Origin of the sequence: Croceivirga thetidis (assembly GCF_012272815.1) — a bacterium.
Classification (GTDB): Bacteria; Bacteroidota; Bacteroidia; order Flavobacteriales; family Flavobacteriaceae; genus Croceivirga; species Croceivirga thetidis.
The window spans coordinates 1052483-1076219 of record NZ_JAAWWL010000002.1; the positions used below are offsets into that span (position 1 = coordinate 1052483).

Genomic DNA, 23737 nt, shown 5'->3' on the forward strand with positions numbered 1-23737 from the left:
TCAATCAATTAAACGAATCCCTAGCAAATGCTGGGGATTTTTTTGTTCTTAAACGTTAAAACCTTACTTTCAATTAATCAATCAAAAACAGGTCGGAAAAGCCGACTTTTCAAATCAACCGAGAACACCATGGCTCAAAAGAGGCAATTGGCTGCAATTGTGTTTACAGACATACAAGGCTACACCGCTTTGATGCAAAAAGATGAGAAGGTCTCTTTGGAAATTCGAGAGAAGCACCGCAAAATCTTTGATACAACAACCAAGAAACACAACGGTAAGATCATTCAATATTTTGGTGATGGTACCTTGAGTACCTTTAGCAGTTCGGTAGAGGCAGTTCATAGCAGTATTGAACTTCAAAAAAAGTTTATTGACGCCGATATACCTGTCAGAATTGGCATACACGTAGGCGACATTATTCAAACTGAAAACGATATTATAGGAGACGCTGTTAATGTAGCCTCGAGAATTGAATCTTGTGCCATCGCTGGCAGTGTATTGATATCTGATAAGATTCACGACCAAATACGTAGTCATCCTGAGATTAAGGCAACATTTTTAGATGCCTACGAACTCAAGAACGTCTCTGATGCCATTCCTGTATTCGCAATTTCAAATGAAGGTTTGAGAGTGCCTACCTCCAAACAGGTCAAAGAAAACCTATCAGGCTCAAAACCCAATTCAAATAAGAGCTCCTCCATCAAAAAGAAAATAGGCATAGTTCTGGGTTTGGTTGGCCTATTAATTCTTGCGGAATATTTTGGACTTTATGATTTTACCTATACCGTTACTGACAGATCAATAGCTGTTTTGCCATTTGAAAATTTAAGTACCGATGCAGATTCCGAAATTTTTCGGGACGGAATAACATATGATATCGTAAATCGCTTGTCCCATTTTGATGATCTTCATGTGATTTCACAGACTTCCGTCAAAAAATATAAGGATAGTGATATGACGGTACCAGAAATAGCCGCCGAACTCGGAGTTACTTATATTCTTGAAGGAAGTATTCGAAAATATGGTAATGATGTAAGGATCACGTCCCAACTTATTAATGCAAAACTCGATGAACCAGTTTGGGTTAACGATTACGACCGAACATTAACCGATATTATCCAAATACAATCTGAGATTACAACCAACATCGTTGATGAACTTAAGCTCAATATTAATTTTGAACAAGAGAAGAGTATCGCGAAGGTTTCAACCCAAAATATAGAAGCATACAAACTATTTCTTCAAGGCCGGGAAGAAGCAGACAAGAGAAATAAGGGCAGTATTGCCAAGAGTATTGAGTTATATCAAAAGGCAATTGATATCGACCCAAACTACGCTGAGGCCTACGCTGAGATTGCTAATTCGATTTTTTTACAGACCTATTACGGAAATGCAGACCCGACAATTGCAGCCGAAAAAGCGGAAACCTATTTAACAAAGGCGGAAAAAATTGATGATAATATTTCACGTCTATACACCGTTAAAGGCCTTTTATACAACCACACCAAACAATTCGAAAAAGCGCAAGTAGCCTTTGAGAGGGCTATAAAGCTTTCTCCGAACGATGTTACTGCCAGGCATCAGTATGCAACGTACTTTTACTATACTGGTCAATATCAAAAACAATTGGAACAAACTAAAATAGCCTACGCACTTGACCCTCTTTCCTTTGCTTCCGCATCAAGCTATTTTAGTGCATTGACTTACAATAAAAAGTACGATGATGCAGAAAAGTTAATTGAAGAAATAAGAAAACAACATACCGAAGCTGACGACTTCATAGTCAACCGGCTTTATATGAGGTTATATATGGCCAAGCCAGACTTTCAGAAAGCAATTGCACCCACCACCTATCTTAGCAACGAAGATAAAAACTACTATCGTTTTTTGGGCTATAGTTATGGTCAACTCGGCGATACCATTAATGCCTTACGCATTGTAGACAGTATTAAAAAGATGCCGTCCCATCGCATGCAGAACCACAGAATTGCCGTAGTCTTTGCAGGCTTGAAAGAATCAGATAGTGTTTTTCATTATTTAGATACTTCAAAAAACAAGAGTAAGTTGTTTAACAACAATGCCATTTATTATTTTGACTACATAAAAACAGACCCTAGATACAGTGACTTATTGCACCAACACAATATTTCAAAATAGTATTGTTCTAATTGGTGTTATAAAAATCAAAGACACTAAAGTTATTTAACAGCGGAGGTGCAATCTCAAAAAATTTTGATATGGTCTGGATGCTTTTCATAAGCTTGTAGCGAAGTTTCGTTTTCGAAAGTCATAAAAATTACCACATCAAATTCTTCAGATGACTTTATTAGTTTTTCTACTCTTGTATGATGCATTCCATCAACTTTAGCGACTAATCCATAAAAGAGATTTAGAACTTCATCCTTTTGGATTTCAGTGGCTTCTTCAGACCAATCGAATAAAAGTACATGTTTTAAAGCTTTTGATTCCTGACCCTCTAATTTTGTAAAGATACCTAAGGCAATTAGGCAAATTAAGAGTTTCCATTTTTTCATTTTAATTGAATTTTTAGATTTTTAGTACTGCTAGATTTTAAAAGTGACATCAACAATTATAGTAATCCAAATTGCACTCATTTTTTGTTTCTGAGACGAATTCGGTCTGCTCATTTAGGTATTTATGAAATCTCTTTTCCATCGCGTAAAAATCTTTAATGGGCATACTGGGTCGCACAGAATCCAGTTGGTATCGAGTCAGAAAGTCCTCTCCCAATCGTGGGTCATATCTATAGAGTTTCCAATGACCGGACTTAACCGCCGCAGCTTGATGTTTCCATGTTGATTTACTATCAATACCATGTTCTTTGCTTGAGCAATATGCAATAATTAAAGAAGGGCCTTCGAACGATTCCGCTTCTTTAAATGCTGTCAAGGTCTGTTGGGCATCAGCTCCAATTGCAATTGAAGCAACATAAACATCATCATACTGCATCGCTAATGCTCCAAGGTCTTTTTTATTTTTAGCCTTAGGCTGGAAACCAAATTTTGCGCTCGCCCCCTTTGGAGTTGCTTTGGACTTCTGTCCACCTGTGTTGGAATACAATTCGTTATCCAAGACCAGAATATTGACATTCTCACCAGACGCTAAAACATGATCCACTCCTCCATAACCTATATCATAGGCCCAACCATCACCTCCAATAATCCAAACACTTCGTTTGACTAAAAAATCTGCCAATTCCAACAGTTGTTTTGAATTGGTATCTTCAAAAGTTCGAAGTATTTTTTTTAGTTGCAATACCCTATTGCGTTGATCAAAAATTTCTTGTTCACTTAATTGCTGACATTCCAGAATATCTGAAATCAATGAGCCATTTATTGAACAGTTCATATTTGCAAGTAACGTTCTTGCTTCTTTAAATTTCATGCGTTGTGAAAGCTGGAATCCCATTCCAAATTCCGCATTATCCTCAAATAATGAGTTTGACCATGCTGGACCAAAGCCCTCTTTATTCTTGGACCATGGTGTAACTGGTAATGCACCCCCAAATATTGAACTGGCCCCGGTCGCGTTTGCAATTAACATACGGTCTCCAAATAATTGAGAAATTAATTTCAAATAAGGAGCCTGTCCACAATTTTCTTCTCCTGTTGAATACTTGAATAAAGGTTGTTGTAATTGTTGTTGGGGTATGCTATAATCATCTATCTGGCATCTATCATACTCTTGGATATTTTCAAAAATTGACCAATGCTCCTGTGCCATAGCAATGGCAGATTTAGAACTACTCATTTGCAATGCACCAACAGTACAAGATTCCACACAATTATTGCATGAAGTACACTGGTCCGGATTTACTTGAATTGTATAATTCAACAAATCGAAACCTTCTCCCAATTGATTCGCATTTAACGACTTAAATCCTTTTTTTAAAGGCATTTGTTCATTAGAAATTACCTTGGGCCGTATTGCAGCCTGTGGGCATGCAAGACTACATAGTCCACATTGCGTGCAAGAATCCATATCCCAAATTGGTATTTTTCCCTTACCCCTGTTTCCCAACAATTCTGATGTATTCGTGGGAAAGGTTCCATCTATTGGGAATGCACTTACAGGTAGTTCATTTCCCCTTTTATCAAGAAGATGCCCCAAAAAGGTATTGGTGAAGTTACTTTCACTATCCAACCTATATTCAAATTGTTTGTCAAGGGTAGGAATGGAAGTCAATTCATTTGTGGTGGTGATAAATTCACCATTAGTAGAGAAGGGGTTCATTTTTAATAAAAGTTTAAAAAGTTGGTCCTCCTCTCCATTAAACGCATATAAACATATTCGCTTTGTTCGGATGAAATCGCGAATTTCAAGTTCTAAGTTTGCCCAAATATTTTCGAGACCAAGGGCGTTACTCAGAATCAGGGTTCCATTTGTTTTAATTCTTTTGAAAATTGATTGATTGTTCAAGTAAGCGGCATTGGCACATATAAGTAAGTCCGCTTCTTGAATTAAATAGGGAGCCTTTATTCCAGTTTCAGATAAACGTAGGTTATGTACGGTATCTGATTTCGATTTTTTATAATCAATCTCAGTATATGACTGCAAAAACGAAGGCTGAGCTAAGGTCAGGTCATTCAAAAAAGTTTCATATGCTTGATTGAAGCCCTCATCTTGACCATAACAAAGCATTTGGAATGAACCTTTTAAAAGGTTGGGATTGGCCATTACCGGCAAACTAAGATTACTGACATCATCATTTATGCCTACCGTAAATCTTGGTTTGGGATGTTCATTTTTTAGATTTTCAAAAATGGAAACCACCATCCCTGGGGTTAATTCCTTTGACGACAAACCATAACGACCGCCTATCACCATAGGTAAGTATGAGATTTCCTTGTTGTGGTATGCAGTTACGAGCGCTTGATTGATTTCTAAAAAAAGTGGTTCACCAACAGAACCAGCTTCTTTGGTTCGGTCTAAAACAGCAATGTTCTTACATGATTTTGGCAATGCACATAATAGATTGGGTATACTTAGAGGGCGGTACAACCGAATTTTTATCAGTCCACATTTTTCGCCTTTACCATTCAAGAATCGAACGGTTTCCTCAATAGTTTCAGTGGAAGAAGCCATTGAAATCAATACGTGTTCTGCATCCGGATGGCCGAAATAATCAATGATTTTATAGTGCCTACCCGTTAAATCTGCAAATTCGTCCATCGTCTCTTGAACTACATCCGGACATGATTCATATAAGGAATTAATAGCTTCACGACTTTGAAAAAAGGTATCGGCTGCTTGACTGGTTCCCCTAATTACTGGATTATTTGGGTCTAAGGCATTTCTTCGATGCGCTTTAACGGCTTCATCATCCATTAGTTTAAGGATGATATCATCGGAAACCTCATTAATCTTTTGTGTTTCGTGGGATGTTCTAAATCCATCAAAAAAATGAACAAAGGGTATTTTGGATTTTAAGGTTGCAAGTTGTGAAATTAGGGCAAAATCCATTGCTTCTTGAACTGATGCTGATGCTAAAAATGCATAGCCCGAAGCACGAACTGCCATTATATCGCTATGGTCGCCAAAAATTGAAAGGGCATGTGTAGCTATGGAACGTGTAGCGACATGAATTACGTTTGGGGTAAGTTCACCGGCAATCTTGTACATGTTTGGCAACATGAGCAACAAACCTTGAGATGCGGTGAATGTTGAAGATAAGGAGCCTGTTTGTAAGGCCCCATGCATGGTTCCGGCCACTCCGGCCTCACTTTGCATTTCAAATGCTCTTGGAATGGAACCAAAAATATTTTTTTGTCCTTTTGCACTCCACTCTTCAACCCATGAAGACATTGGTGAAGCTGGCGTAATTGGATAAATTGGAAATATCTCATTGGTCTTATATGCAATTCTAGCTACGGCTTCATTTGCACAGACCTGAATTTGAGATTGTTTTTTCATGATAATGAATAAAAAAGAAGGGGCCGATAGCTCGGCCCCGCTTCTTTTATTTTTCAAATTCGATCTTTACTGGTGTTGGATTGCTCAACATGTCAAAGACCGGTGAAAACTGGGCCAGATTGCGCAATTGCTCTTCAGAAGCATCGGACTTCACCTTGAACTTTACAGTAATTCCATCAAAACCTTTTCTAACCTCTGGATCCAATCCTAGGAATCCATGCAAATCAGCGCCACCCTTTAGGCTAGCCTCTGCTCCTTGAATATCAATTCCGTTGGCAGCAGCATGGTATACCATAGCTCCAGTTAGACAAGATCCCAATGCGTGTAATACGATTTCAGCTGGCGTAGCTGCTTTATCCTCACCCAATAGAACATTGGGGTGATCCGCCTCCATGGTAAATGTTTCTTGTCTTGTAGTATCCTCTTGACAAACCCCATAAAAGCTTTTAGCACTAGACACACAATGCCCACCTGTTAACCAATTTGTTTTGGTTCGAAATTCAAATTTTGCCAATTCAGGATTTCCTTGAACCGCTTCAATTGTGTCCACTAATTGACCTACGTTTACTCCGTTTTTAATGTTTTCAGTTGTAATCATTTCTATTAAAATTTAAATTGATAAATAAACTCGATCAATAGTATGCACTTGTCGTGCCAAAACATTTAAATATCTGATTACCTGATATATAAGTAAATTTTGAAGAAAATTAAAAATAACGATATTTCGTTTTTTTACGAATTTTCGTTATTTAATTACGATATTTCGTGATATTAAATAGGGCGGGTTATGCCGAACGCCTTAATTTTTGAACTCAAAGTTGTTGGCGGGATATTGAGAAGAAGTGCAGCGCCATTGGGGCCCGAAACACGCCAATTACATTTTTTTAAGGCCTTACTGATATTTTCACGTTCCAATGCAACAAGCTCATCTGAGGTCAAAATTACCTCCGTGGCATCCGTAAGGGTTGTTTCAACAGATTGATTGTTGGATTGTGGGATAATTAGCTTCCAATCAATTTTACCGTTTTTCGAAACGATTACAGCGCGTTCAATAAGATTTTGGAGCTCACGTACATTACCTGGCCAATTGTAGGATTTGAAGCTTTCTACAGCGTTATCTTCAAGTAAGGAAATGGTTTTACCAAGTTTCTTGCCAAAATGCTCAAGCATTTTATTTGCAATTAGAATAACATCATTGCCTCTTTTTCTTAATGGGGGAACCGCTATTGGAAATACATTTAAACGATAATACAAATCTTCGCGAAAATTGCCTTCCTTGGATTTTTTCAATAAGTCCCGATGGGTCGCAGCGATTATTCTAACATCAACTTTAATGGTTGCTGAGCTTCCTAAAGGGTCGAACTCACCCTCTTGAATGACACGAAGTAGTTTTGGCTGAAGTTCTAGCGGAAGCTCACCTATCTCATCTAAAAAGATAGTTCCTTTGTCAGCCAAAAGAAATCTACCTTTTCTACTGACGGTAGCACCGGTAAATGCCCCTTTCTCATGGCCAAAAAGTTCGCTTTCGATTAGATTAGCCGGAATAGCACCACAATTGATACGAATGAGGGGTTTTTCATTTCTATGACTCGCTTCATGAATGGCCCTTGCAACCAACTCTTTTCCAGTACCCGTTTCTCCCTGAATAAGAACCGTTGCATCAGTTATGGCTACTTGTTGAATAGCTCCCAGAACCTTCTTCATGGTACGATCTTCGGCAACTATGCCATAGGTATTGGTCAATTCACTTATTTCAGACTCAAGATATTTCGTTTGGTTGGTAAGCTCAGAGATTTTCTTTTCATTCTCCAATCTACGTTCCAAATTTCTCAGAATCAAAGTGTAAAACCTATGCGCATCAGATCCAGTATTGCTTATGGTACCCTCAGTGGTGGTCTCAGTTCCTTCTGAACCAATAATTTTCAATTTACTGGGAATCATGGTGTTGATACCCTTCGATTCTCCTTTTTTATTGGAGCTTATCAAATCTTCAAGAATTGTAGCACTTGGCTCATTAAAGAAAAACAACACGTTCCTTTGAATTACATCGGTATTTTCTAAAACCTTCAATGCCGCTGGATTGGCCAATAATATTCGGTAATTACCATCGAACATGATAATTATATCCATGGCCCCATTTATCAATCCACTCATTTTAGCGTTGGTTCGTTCCAACTCCGACTTCGACATTGCAAGGTTTTCTTGTATTACATCAAGTTCTCTATGTCTCTTAATTAAGACCGAGAGAACACCTTTAATAAATCCAAAATCGTTGCCGATTAATTTTACAAAACGCTTCGATTCCAATTTATAAAGCTCACATTCTTCCAATGCAGTTACCGATGCAGACCTGGGTTCATTATCAATAAGGGCATATTCTCCGAAACAATCGTTAGGTCCGAGGTTGCTGTATTGATGATTGGCGTCATGAACCTTAACTAATCCAGCCTTAATAATGAACATTGCGTCACCAACCGTGTCTTTTTTAATAATACAATCACCTTTTTCATAGTATTCTACAACAAGGTCTTGGCATAGCACTTCTAAGGACGACCCCTCTACCTTTGAGAAAAAGGGGACCCCTTTCAAGAACTTTACCATGCTTTGTACTACATTTTTCTCCATCGGTGAAAAGCTATCACGAGAAATTAAATATAAAAATTATATAATAAGGATTTCAAATGATGATTTAATTTTTCATAATTTTTATCGATACAATTCTTATCTTTGATTTTCAATTTCGATTAAATGACAATTACCCAACTACAATATGTTTTGGCCGTAGCGGAGCATAGAAATTTCACCCTTGCGGCGGAGAAAAGTTTTGTGACCCAACCGACATTGTCCATGCAGGTTCAAAAGCTCGAAGACGAACTTGATGTATTAATTTTTGACCGAGGCAAAAAACCTATTTCGATAACAGAAGTTGGGAAAAAAATCGTGGCTCAAGCAAAAAATATTGTTGCTGAAGCAGAGCGGATAAAAGATATTGTAGACCAACAAAAAGGCTTTATTGGAGGTGATTTTAGCTTGGGTATTATCCCAACTGTTATGCCCACCCTATTACCAATGTTTTTACAAAATTTTTTGAATCGATATCCGAAAGTTAATTTGACGATAAGGGAACAAAATACCGACGAGATGATTCGAAATCTTCAGGATGGACATTTAGATGCAGGAATAGCGGCTACCCCATTGGAAATCGAATTTTTAAAAGAACGTCCATTATATTATGAACCCTTTGTAGGTTATGTTCCAAAAACACACCGATTGGCCAATCAGACGGAGCTTGGTACCGAAGACTTAGAAATTGACGATGTGCTCTTATTACAAGATGGTCATTGTTTTCGTGATGGTGTAATCAATTTATGCAAGAGTGTTGGTGGTAATACAGGAGATAATTTTCAAATTGAAAGTGGAAGTTTTGAGACTTTGGTCAATTTATCCAATGAAGGGCTGGGCATGACCTTATTACCATTTCTAAATACATTGGAACTTGACGAAAGCAAAAAACAAAATCTCCGTCATTTTAAAGCTCCTTCTCCTGCTCGTGAAATAAGTTTAATTTATCACAAAAGTGAGCTTAAGATTCAAATTATTGAGGCCTTAAAAGAGGTGATTGCAAGTGTAGTACGCGGTGCAATTGCATTTCAAGATGTAAAAATAATCAGTCCTTTGAATAAGAATTAGCTAATTCTTCGGTAACGATAAGAACATTCTTCAATACAACCGAAGAAAGCCAATATCATTTTTTCACCTTCGAAACTTACATAGAATCGGACCTCATTTCCGATGGCTTCTGAATCTAAGGTTAGAAACTGTCCATTGTAGTTAAATTGACCACTATCTGTGATTTCACCTTTTATTTTTTGGTAAGTACCTTCTGAACTGAACCAATAAACTTCTCCATTTTCAATTTCGGTCCATTCCAAAACCAAGCTGCCGGGACTAATTTTCGTTGCCTCCAACTGCCATTTTCCGTTAACCCCATCAGTAAGTAAAGTATCCCCATCTTCAGTGCAAGAATTCACCACTATTGAAATGAAAATTAAAAGGAAGACTTTTTTCATCTTTTTATATAAGGACGAATAATAAGATAGAAGGTTGCGCATAAAAAATCCCACCGCGAGGGTGGGATTTTAATTAGGCTTTTAAATAGACTAAGCTTTGTTTTAATTCTGGTTTATCATAAATGAATTGGGTCAACCAGATTTTAAGTTCTTCAATCTCTTCAGGTAATAACCTTGAGACCGCTTTTTTCACTTCTTTAGCGAATAATCTCGCATCAAAACTAACTTTTTGTAGAATAGTTTTTGTGTACTCAAGCATTGCTCGCGCCATAATGTCAATTATATTGTTTAGGTTAACTTGTTTAGTCCTAATTTACTTATAATTGTGGTAAGATGATTTCTTAAGGCGTTAAAAATTGGATAAAGAGATGTTAAACTCGATGAAAAGTAAGACGCAACCTGCTCTTTTTCAAAATTTTAGCATTAAAACTATACGGTTCTTATTTTTTGCGTTAGTACTTGCAAGTTGTAAGTCTACATTCACGACAAATGCTCTTGACCCAAGTTTATTCGACTATTTGGAACGCGGAAATGAACAGTTCAATGGTTTGTTGGTGGTAAATCCTATTAACCAAGATACCTTAATCGGTCATAATCACCGTAAGTATTTTATCCCAGCCAGTAACGTGAAAATATTTACATTTTATGCAGGGATTAAGCTTCAAAAAGCACGAATTCCTACCTTAAAGTACCATTTATCCGATAGTACTTTGTTTGTACAACCTACAGGTGACCCGACATTTTTAAATCCAAACTTCGGTGACAGCACTGCCTTCAATTTTCTAAAAAATTACTCGAAAATTGCGTTGATAACCAACAATTATGTTGGAGATAAATTTATGCCTGGATGGGCCTGGGAGGACTATCCCTATTATTTTTCACCTGAAATAACTGCTTTCCCTATTCATAGAAATGTCGTGCAAGTGTATAAAAATGATTCTTTACTAGTGTCACCCAGTTTTTTTGAATCTAAGTTTTCAATTTCTGATAGTCTACCAATTAGAAAACAACATTCCAATTACTTCTTTGTACCCAATAATTTGAAAGACACCTTACAGATACCTTTCCTTACAGATTCAGAACTTATGGCGAAGCTACTGCAGGATATTTTGGATAACGAGGTTGTGGTCTCAAAAAAAGCACTATCACGAAACCAGGTGCTACATGGAATGCCTACGGATTCGATTTATAAACAAATGCTATGGGAAAGTGACAACTTTACGGCGGAGCAATTGATGCTCGTTAACTCGTCAATGCTCTCCGACACCTTGAGTTTTACCAAGACAAGGGATTTTATCTTGGAAAATCATTTACAAGGTCTTAAACAGCAACCAAGATGGGTAGATGGTTCCGGGCTTTCTCGGTATAATTTATTTACACCCGAATCTTTTGTTACCGTATTAAATATGTTGAGGGAAGATATCAGAGAAGAACGCCTTTTCCATCTTTTTCCTGCTTGGAATGCGGAGGGTACGGTACAAAAGCCAACTACTGAAGAAAACTATTTTATATATGCCAAATCAGGTTCAATGGGCAATATCTACAACTTGAGCGGTTATTTAAAAACCCAACAGGGCAAAGTCCTAATTTTTAGCCTAATGAGCAATAACTCGAGAAGAAAGTCTTCAGCAATTCGAACCGAAATGTATCGCTTACTTCAGACGATTCACTTGAGCTATTGATTTTCAAATAAATTGTTGATTTGCGCCCACTGCATTAACAAGATTGTTTTGGCATCATTGATTTCATTTGATTCAATCATTCGAATGGCTTTTTTGAACGGTATCTCAAGGACTTCGATATTCTCGGTCTCATTGTCAGCTCCACCACCTTCACCTACCTTCATCTTATCTTCATAAGCACCAATAAATAAGTAAAGGATTTCTGTTACCGAACCCGGTGACATATACGTCTCAAAAACACGTTCAACGTTATTTATCTTGTACCCTGTCTCTTCTTCGGTCTCTTTGCGAATACAATCTTCAGGGTTATCTCCATCCAACAATCCTGCACAAACTTCAATCATCATACCATCTTTGTTGCCATTGACATAAGTCGGCATGCGAAACTGTCTGGTAAGAATTACGGTTTCCTTTTCCTTGTTATAAAGCAAAATTCCAGCGCCATTTCCCCTGTCATATGCTTCTCGATGTTGCTCCTCCCAACTACCGTCTTGTTTTTGGTATTCAAAAGAGTACTTGTTTAAGGTATACCAATTATCCGATAAAAGTTCCTTTTTGATATTGCGAATATGCTCGTTTGCCAAAATATTCTGATTTGATTTGTAAAGTTAATCGATGTCATAGTTAGGTCTGGAATCAATACCTTTTAAATTCTTAAGTTTATAACATTACATCCATCTAAGACCTTAAAAATGAATAAACTTCTAACCCTTGTACTACTATTCGCAACGCTCTGTTCCTGTAAGGATAAATCGAAATTGAATAATTCTTCAGCTGAAGAAAAACCCCGAATCGCGATTGCAGGATTAGGAATTGAATCGAGCACCTTTTCCCCGGCAAGAACCCAAGAAGAAGCATTTCATGCAAGGGTCGGTGATTCAATATTCAGTCGTTATCCATTTTTTGCCGAAGATGCAGAAATTCGAAATCGAGCTGAATGGATTCCAACTTTTTTAGGGAAAGCACTACCAGGAGGTGTTGTGACCAAAGAGGCCTATGAATCGATGGTTTCAAAAACATTGGCCATGCTTAAAGAGAATGGCCCCTACGATGGGCTTTGGTTCGATATTCATGGCGCTATGAGTGTTGAAGGTCTTCTTGATGCCGAAGGTGATTTGATAAAACGTATTAGAGAAGTTGTCGGACCTGATATTCTTATTTCGACATCAATGGATTTACATGGCAATGTTTCTAAGGAATTGGCGCATCAAAGTGATTTGATTACGTGTTATAGACTTGCACCACATGAAGATGCCTTAGAATCAAAAGCGCGTTCAATAACCAATCTTTTAAATCGTTTGGAAAGCGGAAAAGGAAAACCAAAATACAAAGCTTGGATACCTGTACCTATTCTCTTGCCAGGAGAAAAAACAAGTACACGAATAGAACCTGGCAAAAACCTCTATGCTAAAATACCTTCAGTAGAATCACTAGACGGGGTAATTGATGCCGCGATATGGGTAGGATATGCTTGGGCCGATGAGCCCCGAAACCACGCAGTGGTCATGGCCTACGGAGACGATAAAGAACAGGTTACCCAAGGTGCTGAAAAACTCGCCAAGCACTTTTGGGATGTTCGCCACCAATTTGATTTTGTTGCACCCACCACAACTTTTAACGAGAGTCTTAGACTCGCCCTTCAAAGTGAAAACAAACCATATATCATTAGTGATATGGGCGACAACCCAACCGCGGGTGGTGCCGGAGATGTAACATGGACCCTTAGGGAAATTCTAGGAAGGGGTGAATTTAAAAGTGAAGATGGACCCGCTTTGATTTATGCTTCCATTCCAGGGCCAGAGCTTATCGAAGAGGCCTTAAAAGCCGGTGTTGGAGGAAATGTTAAGGCAAAGGTTGGAGCTTCTGTTGATGATCGCTACTCTCCCCCAATTGAATTGGATGGTAAGGTAACAGCAATCAAGAAAGGTGACCGAGATGCAGAAGTAGAAGTGGTAGTGAAAGTTGGTAGCGTTAGTGTTATCGTGACCAAAAAACGTAAACCCTATCACCATGAACGTGATTTTACAAATTTAAATTTAAATCCAAGAACTACGGACATTCTGATAGTTAAAATCGGATATTTGGTACCCGAGTTGTACGATATTCGGGGCGGATGGACAATGGCCTTGACCCCTGGGGGTGTAGACCAAGATTTAGAACGTTTGGGTCATGAAAACATTAAAAGACCAATGTTTCCCCTGGATGCGCAAATGGAAAATCCTGATTTGAGCGCACGACTTATTCCACTCTCAAATGAATAAGTTCAAACAGTAATCGCCTTGTTCAAATACCTTCTAAACGGAAGCATTTCAAAATAGCAGTCAATAAGAAACTGTTCATAGTCCTCTTTATGCACCCGTTCACTTGAAAATTCCATAGCTACGGCAAAAGTTTTATTTCGAAGTAAATCGATATGGGTATGGTCGTTTGAAAATCCCTTTGGGGCCATTTTTAATTTTTCATCTTCATACAAACCACCAAAACGCTCCTTAAAGGATTTTTTGTTCAAAATTTTCTTAAGGTCTTCGCCATCATAATCAATGGCTTCACGTATGCTACGTAAGGTTTTAGGGTCAGGTCGCCATAACCCCCCGGCGAACATGGACCTCTCAATTCCAATTTCAACATAAAAGTCGCCTGTGTTGGGGCGCTTATCCAAACCAGCACCAAAGTGGTCTTTGTAAATGGGCTTGTTTGGATGGAACATTAGGTTGTTATTGATTCGATTAATGCCCTTCTTACCTGGGGTATCGTAGTATTCATCATCCATCGAAGCTAACTGCGCATTCATTTTATCCAACCAAAGAACAAAATCATTTCGGACCTCGTGATACCATTTACGGTTGGCATCCATCCATTCTTTCTGATTGTTTTGTTGAAGTGCCTTAAGAAAAGAAATTAGGTTTTTAAAATCCATTTGAAACAAAAAATTCCCGCTAAAGCGGGAATGATAAAAATACGATTTGTCAGCATTCTTTAAAAACCTCTGTCACCCATTGCTATATCACCAAGAGTTCCTAGAATACTACCCTCACCTTTATCTTTTCCTCCCCTTGGTACGGCAGCCAAAACCCGACCTGCCAATCTGCTGAAGGGTAGCGATTGCACATAAACTGTGCCTGGGCCTCGAAGTGTAGCAAAAAAGAGTCCTTCACCACCGAAGACCGTATTCTTGATACCGCCTACAAATTCAATATTATAATCAACATCTTTGGTGAAACCAACAATGCAACCAGTATCTACCTTCAATACTTCACCTGGGGCCAAGGTCTTTTTGGCCATAGTACCACCAGCATGAACAAAGGCCATACCATCACCTTCGAGTTTTTGCATTATAAAACCTTCTCCACCAAATAGGCCGCGCCCCAATCGTTTGGAAAACTCTATCCCAACAGTGACACCTTTGGCAGCACATAAGAAAGCGTCTTTTTGACAAACGAACTTACCCCCTACCTCAGAGAGGTCAATTGGTAATATTTTTCCGGGATAAGGTGAAGCGAAGCTTACTTGCTTTTTACCTTGCCCGACATTTAAGAAAGCCGTCATAAATAGGCTCTCCCCTGTTAATATACGTTTACCCGCAGAAAAGATTTTTCCCAAGACCCCAGATTCTTGGTTGGAACCATCTCCAAATATGGTATCCATTTTGATATCGGTATCCATCATCATAAAACTGCCGGCCTCAGCCACAACAGCCTCTTGGGGGTCGAGCTCAATCTCTACGTATTGCATTTCTTCCCCAAAGATTTCATAGTCAATTTCGTGTGCGTTCATTTTTTGATTTTTGTGAGTTCATTTATTGGTTGCTAAAATCTATAATTTGTTACATCTAAAAATAAAGTAGGGTTTAGCTTGTTATAATTGTTAAATATTGAAACCAAAACCGCACGGAAAATGAGTTTTAAATCAAGAACTGCAAAAGCTACAATACTCTTACAATTTTTAGCTCTGGTTATTGCTATGTTATCGATTACAGCTTGTAGCAATGAGGAAGACGTTTCCTCAATCACATTACGGGTTAACGGCACTACAATTTCTACTGAACCCTCTGGTTTTGTGGTTGGAGACCGTTCAGATTTCAATGGTGACATTGACGCCAGTTTCACAGGTAATGGAGCGTCTGCAACACGAATTTTTAGTTGGAACAATAACCTTAGAACTGCTGACTATAATGCTGATATCACGGCAACTTCAGATGGAAGTTTTAGAATTATTGTTCGGGATGCAGAAGAAACAATTGTATTGGACAGGAGTATTCAAGGGGGTGCTGAGCCAGATAGTATTGATGGTGTTACTTCAGCAGGTACATCTGGAATCTGGACAGTAACAATCGAAGTTACCAATTTTAGAGGTGATGGAAGCTTTTCGTTAAGCGAAGGAGACTAATCACAAATACTTTCATCCATCATATCAGCTTTAAGAGCTGATTATGAAAAGAAAAAAGGCGACCATAAGGTCGCCTTTCATATTGTTAAAACGACTCCTAGGCCTCTGTAATCTCTGCGTCTGGAGCATTTTTCTTTACAGAAGCGATTCCATTTTCCATGGCATCTGTAGAAGAATACATTTCACTCTTTCCAATTACTTGACCATTAGTGGCATTTAAAGTGAAGAATGGACTACCATCTTTAGCAGTTTTGCGCTCAAATTGCCCATCGTCCTGTGAATTTTTTCGAACCGATTCGATTCCGTTTTTGCAGCCATCCATGCTAGCGTATGATTGGCTTGTCAAAATAACCTGTCCGTTACCCGCTTTAAGGTTGAACATTGTTTTTCCTGATTCGGTGGATTTAATCTCAAATTTTCCCATCTAGTTATGAATTTTTAATCGGTTTATTGAATAACATTGTGAAATTACCAAAATTTCAAAAGATTTATGCGAAGTCAATAAAATATTGCCTTCTATTAGTTAGAACCTATTTTTGAAAAAAGTCACATTTCTATTCCTTTAATCGCACAGTCCACTCAAAATTGAAGGTTGAAACAACCACATTGTCAGCGTTCACCCCAATTGATTTCATCCAAATGGTCTGCCCTTCACCTGTCTCAATGGTTTTTTTAAGGGCATCTGCAATTAAATGCCCATCTTCACATGAAAAGGTGATTCGGCCTGTAGCTTTTTTCGAAAAATTGGCATTATTATTTTGCACCAGCATCGAAATCTTACGTCCGCTATTGGCAATTGCCGTTGAGACCATAATACCCGTTGTAAATTCGGCGGCCATCCCCTGAACTGCCCAAAACATTGAATTGAACGGATTTTGATTGAACCAACGATGTTTAACTGTAGCCACGGCTTTTTTCTCGTCCATATATTTCAATCGAACGCCACACCACCATGCAGATGGTAATTTAAAAAAGGTAAAAAGATTCACCTTGAACGTTGAAGGGGGTTTCATATGCTGCAATTATTCCGCGTAAAGATCAGCAATTTCTTTTGCAAATTTCTTGCGGATTACCCTTCTTTTCAATTTAAGTGTTGGTGTCAATTCTGAATCACTCCCATCTTCATGTATAGGTAACCATTGCTGTGGAACGAGTGCAAACTTTTTTACTTGTTCAATATGACTGAATTGTGGATTGTACGCATCTATGACCTCTTGATATTTTTTGAGAACATTTTCGTCCTTGACCATACGCTCTAGTCCATCCCAATTCATTTCTGATTCTTCACACCAATTCTTTAATGCTTCTTCTGCTGGAACAATCAATGCGGTAACAAACTTCTGTTTATCACCTACCACCATCATTTGTTCAATTAAGAAGTCTTCCTTCATCTTATTTTCTATTGGAGCTGGGGCAACATATTTCCCCCCAGAAGTCTTTAAAAGCTCTTTTTTACGGTCGGTAATCTTCAAAAATTTTCGGCCATTTTCCCCTTCCACAATTTTTCCAATATCGCCAGTTCGGAACCATTTTTTACCATCAATTTCAGTGAAAACAGCTGCAGTAGCTTCAGGTTTTTTATAGTATCCCATCATTACGTTTGGTCCATGCGCAAGAATTTCACCTTCTCCTTCTTGATAATCGCCCTCAGTATCAATATGAATATCCACGCCTTTTATAATCGGTCCTGTCGTTCCTAAAACCACCCCGTCTTTTTCCATGGTATTGATGGTAAGTGTTGGTGAAGTTTCCGTTAGTCCATAACCTTCGCGAATCGGGATACCAGCTGCACAAAAGACTTGGATGATTTTGACCGGGCAAGGAGCTGCTCCAGTAATTATAGCACGCACATTTCCACCTAAAGCTTCGCGCCATTTACTAAAAATCAGCTTATCAGCAATTTTCCATTTCAGTCCTTTTCCAAAGGAAAGCTTTTGATTTATTTTATAGTCATCGGTCATATCCAATGCCCAGAAGAACAGTTTCTTTTTTGTTCCTTCCAAGGCCAATCCCTTATTATAAATGGCTTCATACACCTTTTCCAAAAGTCTGGGTACTGATGAGAACGTTACGGGTTTTACCGCTTGTAAATCACCGTCAGGTCCACTCAAATTGTCTGTACCCACGAAATAAACACAAGCACCCATATAGATATAAACGACGGCTACAGCACGTTCAAAAATGTGACACAACGGAAGAAAACTCAATACATTCTCGCCAGCTTTTGCAGTTAAATGAGGAGATGTTTCCTTTACCACATGCATGATATTGGAATGGCTCAACATTACGCCCTTTGGATTACCAGTAGTACCCGAAGTATAAATAATCGTGGCCAAATCTTCGGTCTTGATTTCTTTTTTTATGGCCTCAACCTCATCTAGCTTAGACTCGTCAAAAATGGATGTCCAATATTCGCCTTTGGTTTCTTCGTCAAAGACATAAATATGTTTGAGGGACTTCACCTTCTTCTGCGTCGCGGATAACTTATCGACCAAATCCAAAGCGCCACAAAAGGCAGCCTTGACTTCTGCTTCATTAAGAATATACTCGTATTCCCCAACGCTGATAGTTGGATATAATGGCACACTTATCATTCCGGCCATTTGAATGGCAAAGTCCATTATCAACCACTCTGGTCGATTTTTATAGGCCACCAAGGCAATTTTATCGCCTTTTTTCAATCCTAGGTTCAATAATCCTGAAGCAGCTTGTTCAGCCATTTCAACGATTTGATTTGTACTAAAGGATTGCCACTCGTTTTTTGAATCTCTTGAGTTTAATGCATTTTCTAGGGGAAATTTCTCTTGCTGATGATAAAGCAAGTCAAATAGTCGAGTCATTCTTGTAGTTAATTTCAGTTAATCCCTTAAAATACAAAATTGTACACTAAGTTTCCCTGAAACTACCTTGAAACCTTAGGGTTACTCGAACATTAAACTAATAAACTCTGCAACACATGCAGGTTTGTCGGAATTTTCTATCTCTACAGCACAATTCCAAGTGATTTTAAGTCCGGTATCTCCATAGCCCTCCATGTCGGAAATACTTCCGGTAAGTCGCAGTCGACTACCCACCAAAACAGGATTTGGAAATCGAACCTTGTTCATACCATAATTCACACCCATTTGGGCCGTCTTCACCCTAATCAAATCACCTAATAATTTTGAAAGCAATGAAAGCGATAAAAATCCGTGGGCGACAGGTTTTTTAAATGGGGAATATTTTTCTGCCCTCTCAACGTCAACATGAATCCACTGAAAATCTTGTGTGGCCTTTGCGAAATCATTGATCATTTCTTGGGTAACAACCATCCAATCACCCTCGGGTAATGCCTTGCCCTGCCAGGTTTTGAATTCTTCAAAGTTTGTCAATTCTAGTTTAGCCATAGCTGTTCTATCTTGAAGTTCCACCATCAATGGTCAAACAAATACCCGAAACGAAACGGGATTCCTCTGAAGCCAGATACAAATAACCATATGCAATGTCAATTGGCTGTGCCACCGTTCTCAACGGAATGCTTTTTTCGATTGCTTCAAAATGTTCTTGGGGAATTTTTTTCACCATATCGGTCATGGTAAACCCTGGTGCAATCGCATTGGCAGTAATACCATATTTACCGAGTTCTACAGTCCAGGTTTTACTCATGGCTATTACACCTGCTTTGGTGGCAGCATAGTTGGTTTGGCCAAAATTACCGCGTAGACCAACATTCGATGCTGCACTTACAATTCGGCCATAACCGTTGGCCTTCATGTAGGGAGCAACAGCTTGTGTACAAATAAAGACACCCTTTAGGTTTACTTCTATTACGGCATCCCACTCCTCCTCACTCATTTTTTCCAATGTCCGATCACGGGTGATTCCTGCATTGTTTATGAGAATGTCAATTTTACCATAATTGGAATTGACTTGTTCAAATAAGCCTTCAATTGCGGCCTTATCCGTGACCGAAATTGAATGAAATTCTGCTTTACCTCCTGTTGCATTAATACCATTGGCCACAGTTTCACCTTGTGGTAATAAATCAACGATTATTACGGTTGCCCCTTCTTTGGCGAACAATTCTGAAATTGCTTGGCCTATTCCTCTTGAACCACCTGTAACGATGGCCACTTTATCTTTTAATCTCATATTCTAGTTTATACTGTTATCACCAACTTGCCCATGACTTTTCGATGCATCATTTCTTCTAATGCTAGGGCGGTATCTTTTAATTCATATGTTTTATGGATATGGGGTTTTAGTTTCCCTTCAGCATGCCATTTCATGAGTTGCATGCTGTTTTCCATATTGGCTTGAGGTTCTTTCATTGCAAAGCTGCCCCAAAAGACTCCAACGATTTCAGCTTCTTTGAGTAATGGCAAATTCAACGGAATTTTAGGAATATCGCCTGCAGCAAAGCCCACAACCAAATAACGTCCATATCGACCAGTAGCCCTGAGTGCAGGTTCAGAATACGAACCGCCAACCGGGTCGTAAACCACATCAACTCCCTTGCCATCGGTCATTTCCTTCAATCGCGATTTGACATCTTCAGTGCTATAATTCAAGCATAAGTCGGCGCCATACTTTTTGCACAGCTCTAATTTCTCATCAGATGAGGCTGCAGCAATCACCTTTGCGCCCATGAGTTTACCGAGTTCCACTGCGGCCAAACCTACACCACCAGAAGCACCGAGAACCAATAATGTATGACCTTCTTTTAGGTTGGCCCTATCTTTTAGTGCGTGAAATGAGGTACCGTAGGCCATTAAAAAAGAAGCTGCGGTTTCAAAATTCATTTGTGGTGGTTTCGGAAAACATGAGTTTGCAGGCACCAACACCTCTTCTGCCAATCCGCCATAGGGAACAAAACCGAAAACTTCTTGACCGACCTTTACATGTTTCACTCCTTCGCCAATGGCTTTTACAACTCCGGCAATATCACTGCCAGGGGTGAACGGTAACTCAGGTTTAAATTGGTACAGGCCTTGAATAATTAGCGTATCTGGAAAGTTGAGACCACAGGCCTTGACTTCAACCAATACTTGTTTTGGACCAACTTCTAAATCGGTTGTTTCTTCAAATACTAAATTCGAAGGCGGGCCATAGCTTTTACATCGAATTGCTTTCATATCAATCTTCGATAACCTTCAAGACCAATTTTCCCATTTTATTACCAGTAAACAATCTTGCGAAGGTCTCTGGGAAATTCTCGATACCCTCGTACACATCTTCTTTACTCTTCAATTTACCTTGAGCCATCCACATACCCATTTGTTGTGCTGCCTCGCCGTAACGCTTGGCCCAATCAAAAACAACCATTCCCTGCATGGTTGCACGGTTCACCAAAAGGGAAAGGTAATTGCTTGGCCCTTTGACTGCCATTTTGTTGTTGTACTGAGAGATTGCACCACAAATCACAATTCGGGCATGCAAACGTAGTCGGGTCAAAGCAATGTCCAATATTTCACCCCCAACATTATCAAAATACACATCGATACCTTTAGGACATAGCTCTTTCAATCTGTTTCGAACGCTTTCGTTCTTGTAATCAATAGCCCCGTCAAAGCCCAATTCGTTTGTGATATAGTCACATTTCTCAGCGCCACCAGCAATACCTATTACAGTACATCCCTTGATTTTAGCTATCTGCCCTACAATACTACCCACAGCTCCTGCAGCACCTGAAACCAATACCACATCACCTTCCTTTATTTTTCCAACTTCCAGAATACCAAAATAAGCGGTCATACCTGGCATGCCCAATGTGCCTATATAGGTCGGTAGTGGTGCTAATTTCGGGTCCACCGTATAATAACCCTTACCATCTGTTGTGATATACTGTTGTACCCCACCATGTCCGGAAACAAAGTCCCCAACATTAAATTTTGAATTTTTGGAGGCGATAACTTCTCCAACAGAACCAGCACGCATAACCGAACCTATGGCCATAGGTTCAATGTAAGACTTGGCATCGTTCATCCATCCGCGCATAGCAGGGTCTAAAGAAATGTAATGTTGTTTCACTAGAATTTCCCCATCTGCAGGTTCCGGAATTGGATTGGAAACCAAATCCCATGTATCATCACCAGCTTCTCCAACCGGTCTTTTGACAAATAAAAGTTGTTTGTTCATGTTTTCTTGTTCTATTTTTTCTTGTTCGAGAAGCTTTCGACATAAGCTTCCATTTTAGTTCGTATTTCTGGTTTCCACCAAAGTGTGGAGGCCTCTTTTAAGGATTCCGCGGGATTTGTATCCAACCTATCCAATAAATGCTTTCGCACCTTGTGCTTGGTATTAATTAAAATATCAAAATCAGCTTTAAGGTATTGTTGCATCTGTTTTTCAGCTCTAGGTAATACTTCGTCCAATGGCAGGAGTTCATCAACCAATCCTGCAGCAAGAGCTTCTTCCCCACTTAATAGTTTCCCTTCTAAAATATAGCGATGTGCCAACCCTTCACCCATCCAATACGCATACACCTCAGTGAGGTTTTGACTGATTTGGATATTCACTGCAACCTCATTCAAACCAATCACATATTTTGGTCCCTCGGCCATATAACGATTGTCAGAGGTAACTGCCAGAACACATCCTCCGGCTGGGGAGTGACCTGTAATAGCGGAAATAAAAGGCTTTTTAAATCGTAACAACTGTACATACAATGAACCAAAAGACATAAAGAAATTATCCATTTGTTCCTTGTTGTATTGAATGAGCTCGACCAAATCCAAACCAGCAGAAAAGAAATGGGGTTGACCGGTCAAAATAACGCCACTTACCGTTTCGTCATTTTCAAGCAATTGAAAAGTTTCACTTAGTTCATCAACCATTTCTTGGTTAATGGCATTGACCTTGCCTCGATTCAATGCAACAATGGCATAACCCTCTTTTCTTTCAATATTTAATGTATTCAACATAGTCTACAATAAGGAATTTCCACCATCTAATGTTATGGTTTGACCTGTAATGAATTTTGAATTGTCAGATGCCAACCAGCAAATTGCTTCTGCAATTTCATTAGCCTCTCCAAACCTTCCCATAGGTATAAACCGCTTCAACTTATCACCCATATCAGGGCTCACGGATAACAACTGATCTAGAAGTGCCGACTCTGTAAAGCCGGGGCAGACTGCATTTATCCGAATATTTTTTCTTCCATATTCCAAGGCGGCTGATTTCGTCATACCCACTACTGCAAATTTGCTGGCGGAATAGGACAAATTGTTACCCGAAGCACGTAATCCTGCCAAAGAGGCAACATTGACGATATTTCCATGACCTTGTTTTATCATTTGCCCTAAGGCTGTTTTCATACAATAAAAGACCCCTGTTTGATTTACCGCCACAACATTATGCCAATCATCGAGGGTATGTTCTGCAGTTCTCGCCTGCAATTTTCCACCAATTCCCGCATTGTTGACCATAACATCCAATTGGCCATGTTTCTCAACAATTTGATTGATCATTGCATCGACCTCATCAAAGCTGGTAACATCGGTTTTCATAACACTTGCCTTACCATCTGCCATTAATATTTCGTCGGCTACGGATTTTGCATTGTCATGATTTATATCGGAAACTATTACCATGGCACCGTGTGTGCCAAAAAGTTTGGCCGTTGCTTTACCAATACCACTACCAGCGCCTGTTACTACAACAACCTTATTTTCTAAATTCATA

23 protein-coding genes are annotated in these 23737 nt (G+C 39.0%); 5 read left to right on the forward strand and 18 right to left on the reverse strand.

The annotated features are described in order from the left end of the window. Nucleotides 1-27 precede the first annotated feature (27 nt). Nucleotides 28-2157, forward strand: coding sequence for an adenylate/guanylate cyclase domain-containing protein (locus HCU67_RS12420; RefSeq protein WP_210423702.1), 2130 nt, complete (start codon nucleotides 28-30; stop codon nucleotides 2155-2157). Between the two features lie 65 nt (nucleotides 2158-2222). Here HCU67_RS12420 and HCU67_RS12425 read toward each other — a convergent pair whose 3' ends face one another. The 4 genes from HCU67_RS12425 to HCU67_RS12440 form a co-directional block, all read right to left on the reverse strand. Continuing rightward, on the reverse strand, nucleotides 2223-2534 hold the full coding sequence (locus HCU67_RS12425) for a Dabb family protein (RefSeq protein ID WP_168552931.1): 312 nt from the start codon (nucleotides 2532-2534) through the stop codon (nucleotides 2223-2225). Between the two features lie 49 nt (nucleotides 2535-2583). Further along, nucleotides 2584-5934: a 4Fe-4S binding protein gene (locus HCU67_RS12430; RefSeq protein ID WP_168552932.1), complete on the reverse strand. Its 3351-nt coding sequence runs from the start codon at nucleotides 5932-5934 to the stop codon at nucleotides 2584-2586. A 46-nt stretch (nucleotides 5935-5980) separates the two neighbouring features. Further along, on the reverse strand, nucleotides 5981-6532 hold the full coding sequence (locus HCU67_RS12435) for an OsmC family protein (protein ID WP_210423703.1): 552 nt from the start codon (nucleotides 6530-6532) through the stop codon (nucleotides 5981-5983). A gap of 173 nt (nucleotides 6533-6705) precedes the next feature. After that, a complete protein-coding gene (locus tag HCU67_RS12440) occupies nucleotides 6706-8535 on the reverse strand; it encodes a sigma 54-interacting transcriptional regulator (RefSeq protein ID WP_168552933.1) in 1830 nt (609 codons plus the stop codon). A 147-nt stretch (nucleotides 8536-8682) separates the two neighbouring features. On the opposite strand from HCU67_RS12440, the gene HCU67_RS12445 reads away from it, so the two are divergent. Continuing rightward, nucleotides 8683-9624 (forward strand): LysR substrate-binding domain-containing protein, encoded by a 942-nt coding sequence (locus tag HCU67_RS12445; RefSeq protein ID WP_168552934.1) that lies wholly within the window; start codon nucleotides 8683-8685, stop codon nucleotides 9622-9624. Here HCU67_RS12445 and HCU67_RS12450 read toward each other — a convergent pair. Together HCU67_RS12450 and HCU67_RS12455 are read right to left on the reverse strand one after the other, a co-directional pair. Then, nucleotides 9621-10004: a hypothetical protein gene (locus HCU67_RS12450; RefSeq protein ID WP_168552935.1), complete on the reverse strand. Its 384-nt coding sequence runs from the start codon at nucleotides 10002-10004 to the stop codon at nucleotides 9621-9623. The two genes, HCU67_RS12445 and HCU67_RS12450, sit on opposite strands and share 4 nt — an antisense overlap. A 73-nt stretch (nucleotides 10005-10077) precedes the next feature. Then, entirely contained in the window at nucleotides 10078-10275 is a 198-nt protein-coding gene (locus HCU67_RS12455; RefSeq protein ID WP_168552936.1) for a hypothetical protein, read from the reverse strand. Nucleotides 10276-10384: 109 nt separating this feature from the next. On the opposite strand from HCU67_RS12455, the gene HCU67_RS12460 reads away from it, so the two are divergent. Continuing rightward, nucleotides 10385-11686 (forward strand): D-alanyl-D-alanine carboxypeptidase, encoded by a 1302-nt coding sequence (locus HCU67_RS12460; RefSeq protein WP_168552937.1) that lies wholly within the window; start codon nucleotides 10385-10387, stop codon nucleotides 11684-11686. Here the strand turns inward: HCU67_RS12460 and nudK are convergent. After that, on the reverse strand, nucleotides 11680-12270 hold the full coding sequence (nudK, locus tag HCU67_RS12465) for a GDP-mannose pyrophosphatase NudK (protein WP_168552938.1): 591 nt from the start codon (nucleotides 12268-12270) through the stop codon (nucleotides 11680-11682). The two genes, HCU67_RS12460 and nudK, sit on opposite strands and share 7 nt — an antisense overlap. A gap of 108 nt (nucleotides 12271-12378) precedes the next feature. Here nudK and HCU67_RS12470 point away from each other — a divergent pair, with 108 nt between their 5' ends. Further along, nucleotides 12379-13947 (forward strand): M81 family metallopeptidase, encoded by a 1569-nt coding sequence (locus HCU67_RS12470; RefSeq protein ID WP_168552939.1) that lies wholly within the window; start codon nucleotides 12379-12381, stop codon nucleotides 13945-13947. Between the two features lie 2 nt (nucleotides 13948-13949). Here HCU67_RS12470 and HCU67_RS12475 read toward each other — a convergent pair whose 3' ends face one another. Together HCU67_RS12475 and HCU67_RS12480 are read right to left on the reverse strand one after the other, a co-directional pair. Further along, nucleotides 13950-14603 carry a DUF2461 domain-containing protein gene (locus HCU67_RS12475; RefSeq protein WP_168552940.1) on the reverse strand — a complete coding sequence of 218 codons (654 nt, stop codon included), beginning with the start codon at nucleotides 14601-14603 and terminating at the stop codon, nucleotides 13950-13952. Between the two features lie 59 nt (nucleotides 14604-14662). Next, nucleotides 14663-15460, reverse strand: a complete 798-nt coding sequence (locus tag HCU67_RS12480) for a TIGR00266 family protein (RefSeq protein ID WP_168552941.1) — start codon at nucleotides 15458-15460, stop codon at nucleotides 14663-14665. Between the two features lie 120 nt (nucleotides 15461-15580). Here HCU67_RS12480 and HCU67_RS12485 point away from each other — a divergent pair, with 120 nt between their 5' ends. After that, on the forward strand, nucleotides 15581-16072 hold the full coding sequence (locus tag HCU67_RS12485; protein ID WP_168552942.1) for a hypothetical protein: 492 nt from the start codon (nucleotides 15581-15583) through the stop codon (nucleotides 16070-16072). A 97-nt stretch (nucleotides 16073-16169) separates the two neighbouring features. On the opposite strand, the gene HCU67_RS12490 is transcribed toward HCU67_RS12485, so the two are convergent. The 9 genes from HCU67_RS12490 to HCU67_RS12530 all read right to left on the reverse strand — a co-directional run bounded on the left by HCU67_RS12490 (nucleotide 16170) and on the right by HCU67_RS12530 (nucleotide 23736). Next, nucleotides 16170-16496, reverse strand: a complete 327-nt coding sequence (locus HCU67_RS12490) for a YegP family protein (protein ID WP_168552943.1) — start codon at nucleotides 16494-16496, stop codon at nucleotides 16170-16172. 130 nt (nucleotides 16497-16626) lie between these two features. Continuing rightward, complete coding sequence (locus tag HCU67_RS12495; RefSeq protein ID WP_168552944.1) at nucleotides 16627-17085, reverse strand: DUF4442 domain-containing protein; 459 nt, start codon at nucleotides 17083-17085, stop codon at nucleotides 16627-16629. 9 nt (nucleotides 17086-17094) lie between these two features. Next, nucleotides 17095-18912 (reverse strand): AMP-dependent synthetase/ligase, encoded by a 1818-nt coding sequence (locus tag HCU67_RS12500; RefSeq protein WP_168552945.1) that lies wholly within the window; start codon nucleotides 18910-18912, stop codon nucleotides 17095-17097. Between the two features lie 81 nt (nucleotides 18913-18993). Further along, nucleotides 18994-19458, reverse strand: a complete 465-nt coding sequence (locus HCU67_RS12505; RefSeq protein ID WP_168552946.1) for a MaoC family dehydratase — start codon at nucleotides 19456-19458, stop codon at nucleotides 18994-18996. A 7-nt stretch (nucleotides 19459-19465) separates the two neighbouring features. After that, nucleotides 19466-20203: an SDR family NAD(P)-dependent oxidoreductase gene (locus HCU67_RS12510; RefSeq protein ID WP_168552947.1), complete on the reverse strand. Its 738-nt coding sequence runs from the start codon at nucleotides 20201-20203 to the stop codon at nucleotides 19466-19468. A gap of 8 nt (nucleotides 20204-20211) precedes the next feature. After that, nucleotides 20212-21186, reverse strand: a complete 975-nt coding sequence (locus tag HCU67_RS12515) for an NADPH:quinone oxidoreductase family protein (protein WP_168552948.1) — start codon at nucleotides 21184-21186, stop codon at nucleotides 20212-20214. Between the two features lies 1 nt (nucleotide 21187). Then, nucleotides 21188-22189 carry an NADP-dependent oxidoreductase gene (locus tag HCU67_RS12520; RefSeq protein WP_168552949.1) on the reverse strand — a complete coding sequence of 334 codons (1002 nt, stop codon included), beginning with the start codon at nucleotides 22187-22189 and terminating at the stop codon, nucleotides 21188-21190. Between the two features lie 11 nt (nucleotides 22190-22200). After that, complete coding sequence (locus HCU67_RS12525) at nucleotides 22201-22974, reverse strand: enoyl-CoA hydratase/isomerase family protein (RefSeq protein ID WP_246865777.1); 774 nt, start codon at nucleotides 22972-22974, stop codon at nucleotides 22201-22203. Nucleotides 22975-22977: 3 nt separating this feature from the next. After that, a complete protein-coding gene (locus HCU67_RS12530; RefSeq protein ID WP_168552950.1) occupies nucleotides 22978-23736 on the reverse strand; it encodes an SDR family NAD(P)-dependent oxidoreductase in 759 nt (252 codons plus the stop codon). Between the last annotated feature and the right edge of the window lies 1 nt (nucleotide 23737).

Coding starts and splice junctions, on each gene's coding strand:
- HCU67_RS12420 (WP_210423702.1), top strand. CDS start 28: ATGCTGGGGATTTTTTTGTTCTTAAACGTTAAAACCTTACTTTCAATT.
- HCU67_RS12425 (WP_168552931.1), bottom strand. CDS start 2,534: ATGAAAAAATGGAAACTCTTAATTTGCCTAATTGCCTTAGGTATCTTT.
- HCU67_RS12430 (WP_168552932.1), bottom strand. CDS start 5,934: ATGAAAAAACAATCTCAAATTCAGGTCTGTGCAAATGAAGCCGTAGCT.
- HCU67_RS12435 (WP_210423703.1), bottom strand. CDS start 6,532: ATGATTACAACTGAAAACATTAAAAACGGAGTAAACGTAGGTCAATTA.
- HCU67_RS12440 (WP_168552933.1), bottom strand. CDS start 8,535: ATGGTAAAGTTCTTGAAAGGGGTCCCCTTTTTCTCAAAGGTAGAGGGG.
- HCU67_RS12445 (WP_168552934.1), top strand. CDS start 8,683: ATGACAATTACCCAACTACAATATGTTTTGGCCGTAGCGGAGCATAGA.
- HCU67_RS12450 (WP_168552935.1), bottom strand. CDS start 10,004: ATGAAAAAAGTCTTCCTTTTAATTTTCATTTCAATAGTGGTGAATTCT.
- HCU67_RS12455 (WP_168552936.1), bottom strand. CDS start 10,275: ATGGCGCGAGCAATGCTTGAGTACACAAAAACTATTCTACAAAAAGTT.
- HCU67_RS12460 (WP_168552937.1), top strand. CDS start 10,385: ATGAAAAGTAAGACGCAACCTGCTCTTTTTCAAAATTTTAGCATTAAA.
- HCU67_RS12470 (WP_168552939.1), top strand. CDS start 12,379: ATGAATAAACTTCTAACCCTTGTACTACTATTCGCAACGCTCTGTTCC.
- HCU67_RS12475 (WP_168552940.1), bottom strand. CDS start 14,603: ATGGATTTTAAAAACCTAATTTCTTTTCTTAAGGCACTTCAACAAAAC.
- HCU67_RS12480 (WP_168552941.1), bottom strand. CDS start 15,460: ATGAACGCACACGAAATTGACTATGAAATCTTTGGGGAAGAAATGCAA.
- HCU67_RS12485 (WP_168552942.1), top strand. CDS start 15,581: ATGAGTTTTAAATCAAGAACTGCAAAAGCTACAATACTCTTACAATTT.
- HCU67_RS12490 (WP_168552943.1), bottom strand. CDS start 16,496: ATGGGAAAATTTGAGATTAAATCCACCGAATCAGGAAAAACAATGTTC.
- HCU67_RS12495 (WP_168552944.1), bottom strand. CDS start 17,085: ATGAAACCCCCTTCAACGTTCAAGGTGAATCTTTTTACCTTTTTTAAA.
- HCU67_RS12500 (WP_168552945.1), bottom strand. CDS start 18,912: ATGACTCGACTATTTGACTTGCTTTATCATCAGCAAGAGAAATTTCCC.
- HCU67_RS12505 (WP_168552946.1), bottom strand. CDS start 19,458: ATGGCTAAACTAGAATTGACAAACTTTGAAGAATTCAAAACCTGGCAG.
- HCU67_RS12510 (WP_168552947.1), bottom strand. CDS start 20,203: ATGAGATTAAAAGATAAAGTGGCCATCGTTACAGGTGGTTCAAGAGGA.
- HCU67_RS12515 (WP_168552948.1), bottom strand. CDS start 21,186: ATGAAAGCAATTCGATGTAAAAGCTATGGCCCGCCTTCGAATTTAGTA.
- HCU67_RS12520 (WP_168552949.1), bottom strand. CDS start 22,189: ATGAACAAACAACTTTTATTTGTCAAAAGACCGGTTGGAGAAGCTGGT.
- HCU67_RS12525 (WP_246865777.1), bottom strand. CDS start 22,974: ATGTTGAATACATTAAATATTGAAAGAAAAGAGGGTTATGCCATTGTT.
- HCU67_RS12530 (WP_168552950.1), bottom strand. CDS start 23,736: ATGAATTTAGAAAATAAGGTTGTTGTAGTAACAGGCGCTGGTAGTGGT.